We start from the raw sequence: 13,040 nt of genomic DNA, 5'->3' as shown, positions 1-13,040 counted from the left end.
TTATGAGCTTTGATGAGGCGCTTTTTGCCTTTGGCCATCGCCTTTTTAAAAAATTCACCGCAGAGCCAAAGCCGGTTTATTATGATCAGCGTGCGGAACTGAGTGAACTCGAGTCTCGACTGCAATTTATTGCGAAATCTCTGTGTGGAAAATCAATTCAAATTCTTGAAGCTGAAACCATGGGAGGATTTTCGGGGGAGCATTTTTACTATCCGAAATCTTTGTGCCTCTTTAATTCCAAATCGATGAACGAGTCGATTTATATTCAAAGGACTTTATTTAACAGCTCAGCCAAACATTTGGGATTTTCCTTGCCAGTGGCGGGGCTTTCGAAGATCGAGAGGGAAGTCTATACCTGTCTCGCTCTTTATCAGATCTATCAGTATATTCACCACGAATTTTCAAGTGCGGCCCAGGTTTTGGAAGTCCTTGGAAAGCAGATAAGAACAGAATTGCAGATTTTACTGAAGCAAGACCGGAACACACAGAATGGCTTGATCGCCGAGTGGATAGATCAGATCTTGAGTGGCAACGTCAGCAGCCCATGGCAAAATATTCTTAATTGCGATCACAAGAGTCAGGTAGATTTTTGGAGCTTTGCTGAAGCCGTTTATAAAACCCATGTGGCGCCCCTGCCTGTGGGCCGGGCTCTTCCGGAGCAGGCCTTCGTGTTATGGGGCGTTTTGATGGCTCCGGGGACTTTGCAAAATTCAATCGAAAATGGCGAAGACCCATTGAGTGCCGAGGCGTTGGCAAATGGAACCGAGATTCAAGGGAAAAATCGCGAAGAAGTTGTGACCGTTCAATTGGCTAAAGCCGGGGATGAGAGCAATCCCGTTATGCACACCTTTGAGAAGGTTGAAACCTTAGAGGAATATCAAGGAGGAATGCGGACTCAGGATGGCGACGATCATCTGGCTGATCATGCAGAGGCTTTGGAAGAGCTGAAACTGCGGGAAGTGGTGCGAAGTCAGGAACGAACAAATTCCATCTATAAAGCTGACATTCGCATCAATGCGGGTATACCCGATATGCTCAGTCGGAACTTGTCAGATTCAGATTCTTCCCAGGTGTTTCTGTATCCGGAATGGGATTTCAAAACCAAGTCCTATAGAAAGGACTGGTGTCGTATTGAGGCTTGGAACAGAAAAAGTGAAGTTCCGCCATTTCAATTGCAAGATAGCTACGCCAAAGAAAAACGTGACATGCAGAAGCTCTTTGAACAGGTTCGTCATCAGCCTCTTTGGAAGAAACGGCAAAAAGACGGCACCGAGTTGGATTTGGATTCTTTGGTGGTTCGGCATGCCGATTTGAAAAGTGGAAATTCTTCGGAAGATCGCTTTTATATGCGCAAACAAAAGGGCCTGAAAGAGTGGCAGTGCCTTCTTTTGATCGATAGCAGTCTTTCCACCGATTCCTGGGTTGCCAATGAACGAGTTTTGGATGTTATTAAAAACAGCGTATGTCTGATTGCGGACGCACTTATTCAGGAAGAAAGATGTGTGAGTGTCGCGGCCTTTCACAGCAACACCCGTCATCATTGCGTCTATGATGAAATGAAGAGCTTTCAACATTCTTGGCATCATTTGAAGCAACATCTTAATGACTTGGAGCCAGAAGGTTACACGCGGATTGGGCCAGCACTTCGCCACGGTGTGGAGCTACTGCAGGAATCTTCAGCTCGCCACAAGATCATCATTCTTCTGAGTGATGGGAAGGCCTCCGATTATGATCAGTACGAAGGCAGATATGGCATGGAGGATATTAAGCAAGCTTTGCGCGAGGCTCAGCAACAGAAAGTCCAAGTCAAATGCCTTGCCATAGACGAGAAGGCCAAGTTCTATCTGCCACAAATGTTTGGCGCTGCGAATATTCAGATTTTACCTAATCCGCATAAACTGCCCGAGGCCTTGACGAGCTTGCTGTTGCCGCTACTATAAAGTCCTCATCTAAAATGAGACTCCCACATTGATACTTCCCAGAGGAGATTGAATTTTGGAGGTGTCGTAGGTATGAGCAGCGTCTAGTTCATTAACATTGAGTGAAATGAATTCGGAGTCTAAAACCGCATATCAATGTTGTGATCTGCTGAACAGAATTTTCATCCTGCAAATGTCTACGTGGCGCTGCACTTGCAGCCTTTCCTTATATCGAATAACCGGAGGAAGCGCGTGAAGAAAATTGGAAAACTTGTAAGCAGTAGTCACTGGGTTTTAGTATCTATATTTTTTGTTGCAACGGTCTGTCACTCGCAACACTCGGAGCAGTTGCTCAACCAGAAGGATAATGCAGTTCTGACTCTGGCTTTAGGTGGGGGAACTGATGGCGGTACCAACGGTGGGACTCCCGGGGTTTTAGCGTCCGCTCTTGGAGATCAGCGCACTCTCGTCATCATGGCAAATTTCCAGGAAGATTCCACCTCGCAGCCCATTACCGCAGATCAGGCACGCAGTTTGATCTTTGGCCAAGTCAGCGGGTTTTTCTATGAGGCGTCTTATCAGCAAACTAAATTGGTTGGAGATGTTTACGGTTGGTATACCCTGCCTCTTTCAAATGCCGTGTGCGATCTTTCTGCCGCAGGCAAGGCGGCTGATCAAATCGCGATTTCCAAGGGAGTTAATCTTTCCTCTTACACGAGGATTGTCTATTTGTTTACGAAAACTCCGTGCAATGTCAGCGGCATGGGCACGGTCGGGGATGTTCCTTCCCGAGCTTATATCAATGGCAGTGGGGCGTTCACGGCCGACAATATTTCTCATGAGATGGGTCATAACTTTGGACTCTATCACTCACATGCTTTGGATTGTGGCGGCGTCACCATCGGAACTTCTTGTTCCTCTATCGAGTACGGCGATAGCTACGACACTATGGGCAACCCAGACTTCGGTCATTTTTCCGCCTTTCAAAAGGAAAGACTTGGCTGGTTGAATTATAATGTCTCGCCTGCGATCATCAGTGCGACAGCCAATGGTAGTTATTCAGTGTCTGTTTTTGAGACCATGAGTAGTGGAGCCAAAGCTTTGAAGATTCCACGAGGTATCAATCCTCTGACGGGCAATCAGACGTGGTTTTATGTGGAATACCGTCAAGCAGTCGGGTACGACAGCTTCTTAAGTAAACGATCTTATCGCCTTTACCGCCAAGAGGTCACGAATGGAGTCGTGATTCGCTTAGGGGAAGACAATTCACCTAACAGCAGTCAGCTTTTACATATGCATATGGATTCACCTTTTTATGCCACATATGGTTATGCGGATTGGTTTGATCCCGCTCTTCCTATTGGAAAAAGTTTCACCGATCCAGTTTCAGGTCTGACAATCACTGCTGACAAGGCAGACGGTCTTCTTGCCACGGTCAGTGTAAAGTTCGGGTCTGCGTCTGGTAACGATCCAGTGCCGAAACCGAATCAAGCACCGGTCGCGAATGCTGATAATGTATTGATCCAAAAAATAGCACCCGTGGTGATCTCGGTTTTAGCAAATGACTTTGACCCAGATGCTGAGGTCATTAGTGTGAGCAGCTTTACTCAGGGAGCTAAAGGAAAGGTTATTTTGAATGCGGATGGTACTTTGACCTACAGTCCGGCCAAGGGGTTTAAAGGCAGCGATAGTTTTAGTTATACGATCACGGATGGACGTCTCACTGCGACGGCCACTGTGACCATCAGTTTGCAAAGCAGCCCGTCAGGTGGTGGGCGTAAGTGAGGTCAGGGTAAAAAAAGGAGACACCATGCTGGTGTCTCCTGAAGTGAATTAAGATGTGACAAATTCTTAGGCTTAGAACAAGCCTTTAAAGAATGAAACAATGCGAGCGAAGAAACCGTCCTCTGAGACCTTAACAACAGGTTTGTTCACAGAACTTGGGACGCGATTGTCGTTACACTTGTATTGCACATCAATATTGCGGCCCGCAGGAACTGGTTTATCAAAGACTAAGTTCATACCTTGAACAGAAGCGCTAATTACACCTACCGTCGGAGTGATGGTCACGCTGACTTCACCAACAGGAGTACACTCCAGAGGGATTGAACTGAGGGAGTCAGTGATTTTATCAATGAACAAGTTCAGATTTGTCGAGAAGTCCGCATCACAGATGCTTCCGATGCCACCACCCGTAAGATAAGACAGTTCATTGTATTTAGTGCCGTAGTGACTTTTTGATTTCTTACCTTGAGCATCCACAGCGTTATCTTGTGCGGTCATACAAGCTGTATCACCGGGTTTTACGATGATTGAATTCACAGTAAAGCGTTTGTCGTTGCCGAAAGTGTTTTTCACATAAGAAACAAAATTTGCCGGCTGATCGTCTGCTTCAAGGGGTTGCAATTCATTGGCATAGTATTTTTGAGAAGCGTCGCCAGCAATGCTACGTTCGTCTTCATCAGAGATGATGATATAGGCGATAGCCGCGCCATCACGGTAGCAACCGCTCACGTTAGAGTAATGATAGTCGCCATTGTAAACATGGTGATAAGCGGCTTTGATACCACGTTCATCATCTGTTCCAGCCCAGCCCGCACCAATGTAGTTGATCGTATTTGCAAAAATCGCAGGAAGGTTGGCTTGGCCTTTTTTAAGAACAACGCCCAGGTTAGGAGAATAAGTGGCGCTGGTTTGCCAGTAAAGAGATGCGCCCCAGGCTGTGTTGCCGCCACCCACTGGGAGAGCGCGAGTAACCGTCACACAAGCTTGCCAGTCTAAATTGGCGTTGTTTTGCAAAGTGGTCACAAAGTTTGAAAGCTTCGCCGCCAACTTCTGATTGTCTGTAAGCATGGAGTTGGAGTCGTCGAGCACCAAAATAATGTCCAATTTATTATTGGATGCCGCGACTGTACTCACATAAGACACATCTCTAAGATTTGATGGCGTGGCCGTTGGCGAAACACCAGGAGTTGGTGTTGCTGGTGTCACGGGGATGGCACCCTCAGTAGACGTTGTCGATGACCCAGAAAATTTTACGGGACCACAAGCAGAAAGACCTACAAGAAGAAGCATTGGCAAAAGCTTCACGGTCTTCTCAGATAACGTTGTAAACATACTTCAATTCCCCCTTTATGCAGAATAACATATAAGAGTAATTCATCTCAAAATTCTCCAGGTCCAGTCTGGGTTTGAAGCGCGGGTAAAGACAATTAGACCTAGGTCTCATTGTGAGACAGACCAAAGGCAGCTTAGAATCAAAGCTGGGTCTACATTTCAGCTTGGCTGAAAACGTATCGAGGGGAGCTCAGTGTGAGTTTTTGGTTTCTACTTCAACTGCTGGTGAACGTAATTCTTTTGGCGGGAATTGTGGGAATGTGGGTGCGCCTCAATCGTCCTCCTAAAGATGATCCACGTTTAAGCAAAGGTTTGCAGCTTTTGCAAAGTAAGATCGCCGTTTTAGAAGATCTTTCGGATCGCACTGAAACCCAAGTGAATCAACTAACAGCTTTGCTTGAACAAAAAGTGAAAGACATTCAAGCCAAGATTCAATCTTCAGAAAAGCAATTGTCAAAAATCGACATGAGCATGCAGAAGAGTCTGGAAGTCGCAAAAATCTTCCAGGATCGCATTCCGCACAGTGAAATTGTGGAGCGTAAAAATACCATAAAGTATGTCAAAGCTGCGCGCTTGGCGCATCAAGGTCTGAGCGTTGATGAGATTGCAGAGCAAGTGACGGATCTGTCTCGCGGTGAAATTGAATTCATCGCCAAGATCAATCGCGATCAGTTGCAGTTCTGCGAAGAGAGCCTGCCGGAATGGGCACAAAATGGACAAGAGGATGAAGAGACCTCGGGTGCTTCGGATTTGAGTGATGTGGATAACATGTCTTTCATGGCTCCTTTGCAAAGGGAAAACAAACAAGATATCAGTTCAGTGTTTGAAGTTCCTAAAAACGAGAGCGCATCATTGAAGAAGCTGGGAGAGGCCTTTAAGGCGGCCTGTATGGAAGTGAAAGAGCAGGAGGAAAAACCTGCGTCGCCGACTATATTTGGCGTGACCCAAGATATGGCGCAAAACTTCTTAGGTGAGAAAACACAAACCACAGCCAAGTCACCTCAGAAGCAACATATTCCAACTAAAAATATCGGTGAGCCCGTGATTCGCCCGGTGGAATTTCGTCGCATCGATCTTTCCAGAGATCTTGGATAATAAATGGCAAGTAAGGCCTTTTTGACTTCCTTAAAGAAGGGCCAAATCCTCCACGCACAAGTGGAGGATATTTCTTCAGTGACCGGTATTCTTCTCAATTTTCAAGGTGATCTTCTGCGAATCTCCAATCTGACAGGTCAGATGATTTCCAAAGGACAAAGCATTCGCCTTCAAGTGATGAGTCTTGAGCCATTGCAGTTTCAAGTATTCAATTCTCATTCCACAAGATTCCAGCGAGTCGTCTAAGAAGCGCGTCTGGTTTACACTCCAGCAAAGCTGGAGTAATTTTCTACACTCCAGCTTTGCTGGAGTAATGTTGTCGATTTGCGTCCACCCCTTTCTCTTAACAGAGATGAATTTGCTGACAAAATATCAACTGTCTTTAGGACCAGAGTTGATGCACTATTCTTACTTTCCTTTGAACCTTGGTCTGAAAGACTGAAGACTAAATAGGTGTTTTGAACGGATTCAAAACCAGAGGGGAATAAAATGAAAGTATTGAACCATCTATTTGTTGCGGGTCTTATCGTTGCTGCGAGCGTTTCAGCTCAAGCCGATAAAGTTGTTGGTAAAATCGTTGGAGGCACGGAGGCTGCTATCAATGAATTTCCTTACATCGTTTCACTTCAATCATCTAGCCACTTCTGCGGTGGATCTTTGATCAAGAAGAACTGGGTATTGACGGCTGCTCACTGTGTAAAGGGCGGATCTGTTAAGAATGTTGTTATTGGTCTTCACGATCTTAAAAACACAACAAACGCTGAAAAAATCGCTCCTAAGCGTATTATCGCTCATCCTCAGTACAATGCATCTGCAACTGATTATGATTTCGCATTGATCGAACTAAGCAGAGATTCTTCTTTCACACCAATCGCTTTGAACACGACTGAAATCGCTATCTCTGACAGCGGTGCTCCGATCATGTCAACGGTTGCTGGTTGGGGAACAACAACAGAAGGTTCTTACTCTTTGCCAAATCTTCTTCAAAGAGTTGACGTACCATTGGTATCTCAAGCTGCTTGTAACAAATCTTATCCAAACAAAATTACAGATCGTATGATCTGTGCTGGTTACACTGAAGGTGGAAAAGATTCTTGCCAAGGTGACAGCGGTGGACCTCTTGTTGCTAAAGCTGACGACGGTCAAACTTACTTGATCGGTGTTGTAAGCTGGGGTCGTGGTTGCGCTCGCGCGGGCTACCCAGGTGTTTACAGCAAAGTAAATGCTGGTTATGACTGGATCATGGCTAACGCTCAATAATCGTTTAAGAAAATTATAAATGATTTTAAAAACCACAATCTTCGGATTGTGGTTTTTTATTTTTGGGCCATCGACCTTACTCAAGTTTCATGTTGGTTTCAAAGTGTTAAAGAAACTTCCTATTCAAACCATGTTAAGCATCAGGGCAATTAATTCCTCAACGGGTAGGATGAATACATGGATGCCACCAATTCCCTGAAGAAAACGGCCATTGTTTTATTTTTTGCGCTCAACGTAAGTATCATGATAATCGACGGACTTCCCGATCGAAGTGTCGTAGGTGCTAAATTTATCAAGCTCATTGCGCGCTATGAGGCGCTCACCATGCTTTATCAGCCATGGGCGATGTTTGCCCCCAATCCGATGAATACAAATGCCTACGTGGATGCTGAAGTCTACTTTACCGATGGAACCAGTGAGGTTTGGCCTTTACCGAGACAAAAGATTCTTTCCGGCATGCGAAAGATCTTTGTTGGCGATCGCTATCGTCTATTGGCTCAGGAGTCTTTATTACCCTATAAAAATGAAGAGGTCTGGCTGGATGTCTCGAAATTCGTTTCAAGGCAAGTATTGCTGAATGAGAACAAAGGACGCCATCGCACTTTAAGCAGGATTATTTTTAAGAGATATACCAACAGAGTTTCGCCTCCACCAGAGGAGCCATTGAGACCTCATGGCACTCTGAGTTCCTCTTTCGAAGCAGAACCAGTGTTTGTCTATGCATCAACAACGGAGAAAATAGGACATGAAGCTAAAAACTCTCGCTAATCTATTTGATGAATTTCTGTTCAAAGCTCAACCTGTCTATAGTGTGGCCCTCTTGCGTATCGGTATGGGGTGCTTGCTGCTTTTGAATTGGGCCATGATATATTGTGATTTGGACTCTCTCTATGGACCCGATGGAATCATCTCCCTGGCAACAGCGCAAAACTATGGAAATCAACTGCGTTTTTCACTTTTTGATTATTTGCCAAACACTGCAAATACGACCCTCGCCCTGGCGGTGATTCATTTGCTTGCCGTTCTTGCGCTTACATTTGGGTTTTGGACGAAACGATCTATCTTTATAGCTTTTGTGACGCTGGTTTCGTTCCACCACCGCAATGGGTTTATTATTAACAGTGCGGATTCAGTCTTGCGTATTTTTCTGTTTTTTCTTTTGTTTACTCCCTGCGCGGATGCCTTCTCGGTGGATCGATGGATTTTAAGGTTAAGAGGATTGGCTCCAGAGGTTCCATTGGAGAAGGCCCCATGGGCTTTGCGGCTTATTCAATTGCAGTTTTGCACCATCTACATTGCGACGGTTCTTTTCAAGTTAAAGGGAGAGCGTTGGATGGATGGAACTGCTGTTTATGTGGCAACTCGTTTGGATGATTTTGTCAGGTATGAGCTGCCTTTGCTAAATTCCATGTACTTTGTGAAATTCCTCACTTGGTCCACATTGCTGGTGGAGCTGTCTATGGGCACCTTGGTTTGGATCAAGGAATTTCGCTACTGGGTTTTGCTCGGAGGCGTGGCCTTGCACCTGGGTATTGAGTACACTATGAGCATTCCAGTATTTGAGTGGGCTATGATAGTCATGATGATTTGCATGATCGACTCTCGAGATCTGGAGGCGATAATTCAAAAGTTAAAACACAAGCGAGATATGGCCCTGTCTTCCGCTCATGTCACCACCACCTAGGTTCTTTCAAGCTTAAATCTAAAAGAAAAAACCCACTTGTTTCCAAGTGGGTTTTTAGAAGTTCGAATTTCAAAACAAAACTACTTAGAGCTCTCTTTGATGAAAAGAGTCAGATAGTGGCGAACCATGTACTCCAACTTCACAGGTTGGTTTTGGTAAGTCCAAATGATCTCACCGAACGCGCCCCATTTTGCTTCGACAATATGTTCATCCATGACGTTTGAAGCCGCTGCTGCATTTTCAGCACCTGGAGTTGGGATGTAGTTTGTTCCAATGAAGTTAAAGCGCACACTGATTTGTCCTGGAGCTTTCAAAGAGAAGATCATTTTGAAGCCGTTACGGAACAACATAAAGTCAGCGTGAGTCTTTGCGATACCATAGATCTTAATGCGACCTAGAGCAGAAGGTTTCAATTCGTTGAACGAAGAAGATGCATCGACGAATTCAGTTTTAAGTGCGAGCAAAAACTGAATTGTTTCGCTGATAAGAATCTTATCAGCGTCGAAGCCAAAACTCATATCTACGAGTCCAGACTCTTCCATCTGTTGTTCAGCTTTCACAAGTTCTTTAATCCAGCTGATTTTTTCCACGAGGTCCTCCAAAAGGATTGGCAAAAAAGGGATTCTAACAGGAATTCAAAAATGAATTCAATTAAAGGTGCCCCAGCAAAAAGCAGCATCCTCGCCGCTAGTTGTCGATATCTTCAATAGTTTCGGGGGCCTCGCGCTTTGTCAAGATGGAGGAGTTTGGCTCAACGCAATAAGATAGAGGAGGGGCCCTAAAAAGGGGGGACGAACCCATCGCTCCATGAAGGTGGGGGACCTTTTTTGGAAGCGATGGGGAACCATCGGCTCTCATAAGTAGGACCCACCAACTTGGCGGAGAGGTTAATCAAAAAAGTTAGAACCCAGAAATCTGAAGGCTCGAACCCACCACGGTTTCAGGTCCTTTGGGCGCATTGAAGGCATCGTAAACACCCACCACCAAGGTCACCGGGAAGACATATCCAATCGTTGTTTCAATACGAGCTTCAAAGCCGGCACTCCAGAATGAACGACTCATTGAGACCGATTCATACTTGCCAGTGTCGGTATTTACAAAAAGACCGTCCGTGGCCACACCGTCACCCACCAAGGCTCCTGAGATACGGCGAAGGAACAGCGGGTCAGTGCCTGAACCGCGATAGATATTCCAGAAGGGGAAGCGATACTCCAAATTCACGTTGGCCAAGTTTCTTCCGAAGAACTGCCCGCGTTGATAGCCGCGCATAATGTACTCGGGCAACGGGTTGTCAGGAATGAAGACCAAAGCATCGGTCGAAACCCCGTACAAAGAAGGAATCTTTTCCGGAGTATAGACGCCTTTGGCGCGAATCATCAGGGCATGATGTTTCGGTAAGAAGGTATTCAAATACTTTTCACCGCCCAGCCAGTACTGCCAATGAGTCAGGTAATCGTCTTTAGGTATAAAATCGAAAATTCCAAAGTAAACGCCGCCACCACTCTCAGGAGAAATTTGCGCCCCCGATTGAGTGTAATTGGTGTACGACAACATCGCGAAAGGACCGGTGCGTTTGGTTGAAGAGGTGTCCGTGGATCTTTCAAAATTCTGCCAACCCATTTGTAAGCTGGCATAGCGAGACAGCCAGAACATATCCGGCAGAGCCGCCAGCGACAGAGACGTGTCTTCGATATTGTTGTTCACATCGCCTAAATAAGAAGCTCGGCGGTACGCAGACAGCGCAAAAGGCAGAGGGGTTGTTTGATTGAGATAAGTTCCCTGGATGCTGCCTTTATTCAAACGCGTATCCCAAGATCCCATGAGGCTATAGGAATGTTTTTTCAGCGGGTCAAATCCCGAAGTCATCGCCTGTAGAACGATACCGGTTTCACTGGAGGATCCGACAATGAAGGGAATCCAGTATTGAGGCCACAAGTATCCATAAGGAGAATAATCCTTGATCTCGGCACTGGCGACGGCACTTTTGGCGGCGGCAGTTGCTTCGCTATCATTGGTCACGGCAGGAAGACGATCGCCAAACATCGGGCTGATTTGTGGAAGCTCTTTTGGAGTTTGTTCCCAATCCTGTTTGAGGATCGAAGCCACTTTGAAGCCCTTGGAGGTCATCGTGGTCGCAAAAATATCTTTGCGGGCAGGGTCAATATCCGACATGAAGAAGGCGGTCAAAGCATGAGTGATCGGACGAGCCGTGAGCAGATTTGCATCGGCCAAATACAGATTGTTTGTACCATTCTTATTTGAGGCAAACAGCAGACCTTCGGAAGTCATGCGGGCGTAACGAGCATTCGGATAGTCGCTTAAGATCGCCTCGACTTTGCCACTTGTAAAAGAATAGCGATAGAGATGCTCGCTGCCTTCGTTGTTGCGCCAAGAAAACACAAGTTCCTGGGCGTTTACAAAGGTCGGATAAGAAATGCGTTCTTCCATAGGGGCAGCGACCAGAATTTCCACAGGTTTTGATTCCTGATCGAGCTTCATCACTGCCAGTTGTGTTTTGCCGCCTGAAAGTTTTACGAAGGCGATCAAATTTCCATCTGTTGAAACGGCAGGTTCGCGTGCTCTGAGGCCGTGGCTCAGGTGTTCAGTATTTTTTGTTTCCAGATTGTAGACGTAAAGATCGGAAAAACTTTCGACGCGATTGGTGAGGTCAATCTTGTCGTAAACCAAGCGCTTTGAGTCGGGGAACCAGCTGACGCGCTGGATACTGCCAGACATCGGTTCATCGGGAGAAGACAATGGCGGAGACAGGTTTTGGTCAAATTTTTCGATGGTGTCAGCGGTTTTAGAATCGAGGAAGCTTTGTTGCAAATCTTCGCGGGAAAGAATTTTGACCGAGCGAGAGTTGCTGTCATCCTCAGCGATAAATGCCAGATGTTTGCCGCTGGGAGAGATCGAAGGGGCGCTAATGTATTGGTAGCTGTTTTTTGCTATCGTCATCGGCGTGGGTTTTTCTTCACGCAAAGTCTTTAGTTGGGTCATCGCCCGCTCAGAGGTCTGTGACATTGCGGTTCCATAGGCAACTTGATAGGGAACTCCGAGGTATTCGCGGGCAGGTGTTTCCACAAAGTAAGGCACACGGCGGCCGTGGCGTTGGTTGAGCTCATCCACGACTTTTTCACCTTGATCGGCAATCATCTGACTCCACATCAAGGATCCAAATAAATACGGTCGCATTCCCTCTGGCCAAGAAGGGATCATTTCGTTCACCTGGGCAAGGTCGAAGTTAAATAGAGTTTGATCTTCGACCATCGCGCGTATTGCAGATTCTTGATAGGTGGAACGTAAACGACCGAACTTACCAAGACGAGTCTCCATATTAACTGCGAGACCTTCTTTCCACCACGTCGGCAGCAGAAGATTGGGGGCGATGACATTGCCGAAGATGGCGCGCAAGGGTTTCATCACTCCGCCAGCGGGTTCGAAGTTGAGAACGTGCGTGTATTCGTGGGCCAAAAGTTCGAAAGCCCAGTCTCCGGTATCAGCCAAGCTTTCTTCAGGTCCTGGCATAACCGGATAGGCCATGATGTGTGGATACGGCAGGCGAGTTGCATAGCCGTTGGTGATATCGGTTTTATCATTGATGACGACCGAGATTTTTTCAGGTGCCTCACTGAAATACGAGCGCAGCTGATAAAAGGCTTTCTCAAGTTTCTCTGCATAGAGAAGTCCGAGGTCCTGCTGGTTGGCGTCATAGATCACCTCAAAATGAGGCGTATGAATCACTTTCCACTGAATTTCGGGGCGAACTTCCCATTGAGCCTCTGTACGAAGTGCAAGAAGACAGAGTAAGATGATGGAACTCAAGATGCGTAAACAATTGTGCATATTTTTTCTCAACTCGTTATGGCAACGCAACACCACTTTAGAAAATCTAAGGTTTGACAATGAGCTGCTATAAATTCAAAGTTTTTACTAATAAGTATATAAAACTATATGTTTTTAAA

Annotated in this window: 10 protein-coding genes; 7 read left to right on the top strand and 3 right to left on the bottom strand. The window is 46.0% G+C overall.

From position 1 onward, the window contains the following. Nucleotides 1–2: 2 nt before the first annotated feature. Both NWE73_RS11195 and NWE73_RS11190 read left to right on the top strand, forming a co-directional pair. The gene (locus tag NWE73_RS11195; protein ID WP_277578411.1) at nt 3–1,940 is read left to right on the top strand and encodes a nitric oxide reductase activation protein NorD; all 1,938 of its coding nucleotides are present in this window, start codon (nt 3–5) and stop codon (nt 1,938–1,940) included. A 231-nt stretch (nt 1,941–2,171) separates the two neighbouring features. After that, on the top strand, nt 2,172–3,704 hold the full coding sequence (locus NWE73_RS11190; RefSeq protein WP_277578410.1) for an Ig-like domain-containing protein: 1,533 nt from the start codon (nt 2,172–2,174) through the stop codon (nt 3,702–3,704). Nucleotides 3,705–3,776: 72 nt separating this feature from the next. Here NWE73_RS11190 and NWE73_RS11185 read toward each other — a convergent pair whose 3' ends face one another. Beyond that, nucleotides 3,777–5,036 (bottom strand): hypothetical protein, encoded by a 1,260-nt coding sequence (locus NWE73_RS11185; RefSeq protein ID WP_277578409.1) that lies wholly within the window; start codon nt 5,034–5,036, stop codon nt 3,777–3,779. Nucleotides 5,037–5,231: 195 nt separating this feature from the next. On the opposite strand from NWE73_RS11185, the gene NWE73_RS11180 reads away from it, so the two are divergent. The 5 genes from NWE73_RS11180 (at nt 5,232) to NWE73_RS11160 (ending at nt 9,075) form a co-directional block, all read left to right on the top strand. Beyond that, nucleotides 5,232–6,131 carry a DUF2802 domain-containing protein gene (locus tag NWE73_RS11180; protein ID WP_277578408.1) on the top strand — a complete coding sequence of 300 codons (900 nt, stop codon included), beginning with the start codon at nt 5,232–5,234 and terminating at the stop codon, nt 6,129–6,131. 3 nt (nt 6,132–6,134) lie between these two features. Beyond that, entirely contained in the window at nt 6,135–6,377 is a 243-nt protein-coding gene (locus tag NWE73_RS11175; RefSeq protein ID WP_277578407.1) for a hypothetical protein, read from the top strand. 243 nt (nt 6,378–6,620) lie between these two features. After that, nucleotides 6,621–7,391 carry a S1 family serine peptidase gene (locus NWE73_RS11170; protein ID WP_277578406.1) on the top strand — a complete coding sequence of 257 codons (771 nt, stop codon included), beginning with the start codon at nt 6,621–6,623 and terminating at the stop codon, nt 7,389–7,391. Between the two features lie 177 nt (nt 7,392–7,568). Further along, nucleotides 7,569–8,159, top strand: coding sequence for a hypothetical protein (locus NWE73_RS11165; RefSeq protein ID WP_277578405.1), 591 nt, complete (start codon nt 7,569–7,571; stop codon nt 8,157–8,159). Beyond that, nucleotides 8,137–9,075, top strand: coding sequence for an HTTM domain-containing protein (locus NWE73_RS11160; RefSeq protein WP_277578404.1), 939 nt, complete (start codon nt 8,137–8,139; stop codon nt 9,073–9,075). The genes NWE73_RS11165 and NWE73_RS11160 overlap by 23 nt, the downstream gene beginning before the upstream one ends. Before the next feature lie 80 nt (nt 9,076–9,155). Here the strand turns inward: NWE73_RS11160 and NWE73_RS11155 are convergent, their stop codons facing one another. Together NWE73_RS11155 and NWE73_RS11150 are read right to left on the bottom strand one after the other, a co-directional pair. Continuing rightward, a complete protein-coding gene (locus tag NWE73_RS11155) occupies nt 9,156–9,665 on the bottom strand; it encodes a hypothetical protein (protein ID WP_277578403.1) in 510 nt (169 codons plus the stop codon). 310 nt (nt 9,666–9,975) lie between these two features. After that, nucleotides 9,976–12,921 (bottom strand): TolB-like translocation protein, encoded by a 2,946-nt coding sequence (locus NWE73_RS11150; RefSeq protein WP_277578402.1) that lies wholly within the window; start codon nt 12,919–12,921, stop codon nt 9,976–9,978. Nucleotides 12,922–13,040: the final 119 nt, after the last annotated feature.

This window comes from Bdellovibrio svalbardensis (genome assembly GCF_029531655.1).
Taxonomy (GTDB): Bacteria; Bdellovibrionota; Bdellovibrionia; order Bdellovibrionales; family Bdellovibrionaceae; genus Bdellovibrio; species Bdellovibrio svalbardensis.
This window is presented reverse-complemented; position numbering and strand designations above follow the sequence as displayed.

Coding starts and splice junctions, on each gene's coding strand:
- NWE73_RS11195 (WP_277578411.1), top strand. CDS start 3: ATGAGCTTTGATGAGGCGCTTTTTGCCTTTGGCCATCGCCTTTTTAAA.
- NWE73_RS11185 (WP_277578409.1), bottom strand. CDS start 5,036: ATGTTTACAACGTTATCTGAGAAGACCGTGAAGCTTTTGCCAATGCTT.
- NWE73_RS11175 (WP_277578407.1), top strand. CDS start 6,135: ATGGCAAGTAAGGCCTTTTTGACTTCCTTAAAGAAGGGCCAAATCCTC.
- NWE73_RS11170 (WP_277578406.1), top strand. CDS start 6,621: ATGAAAGTATTGAACCATCTATTTGTTGCGGGTCTTATCGTTGCTGCG.
- NWE73_RS11165 (WP_277578405.1), top strand. CDS start 7,569: ATGGATGCCACCAATTCCCTGAAGAAAACGGCCATTGTTTTATTTTTT.
- NWE73_RS11160 (WP_277578404.1), top strand. CDS start 8,137: ATGAAGCTAAAAACTCTCGCTAATCTATTTGATGAATTTCTGTTCAAA.
- NWE73_RS11150 (WP_277578402.1), bottom strand. CDS start 12,921: ATGCACAATTGTTTACGCATCTTGAGTTCCATCATCTTACTCTGTCTT.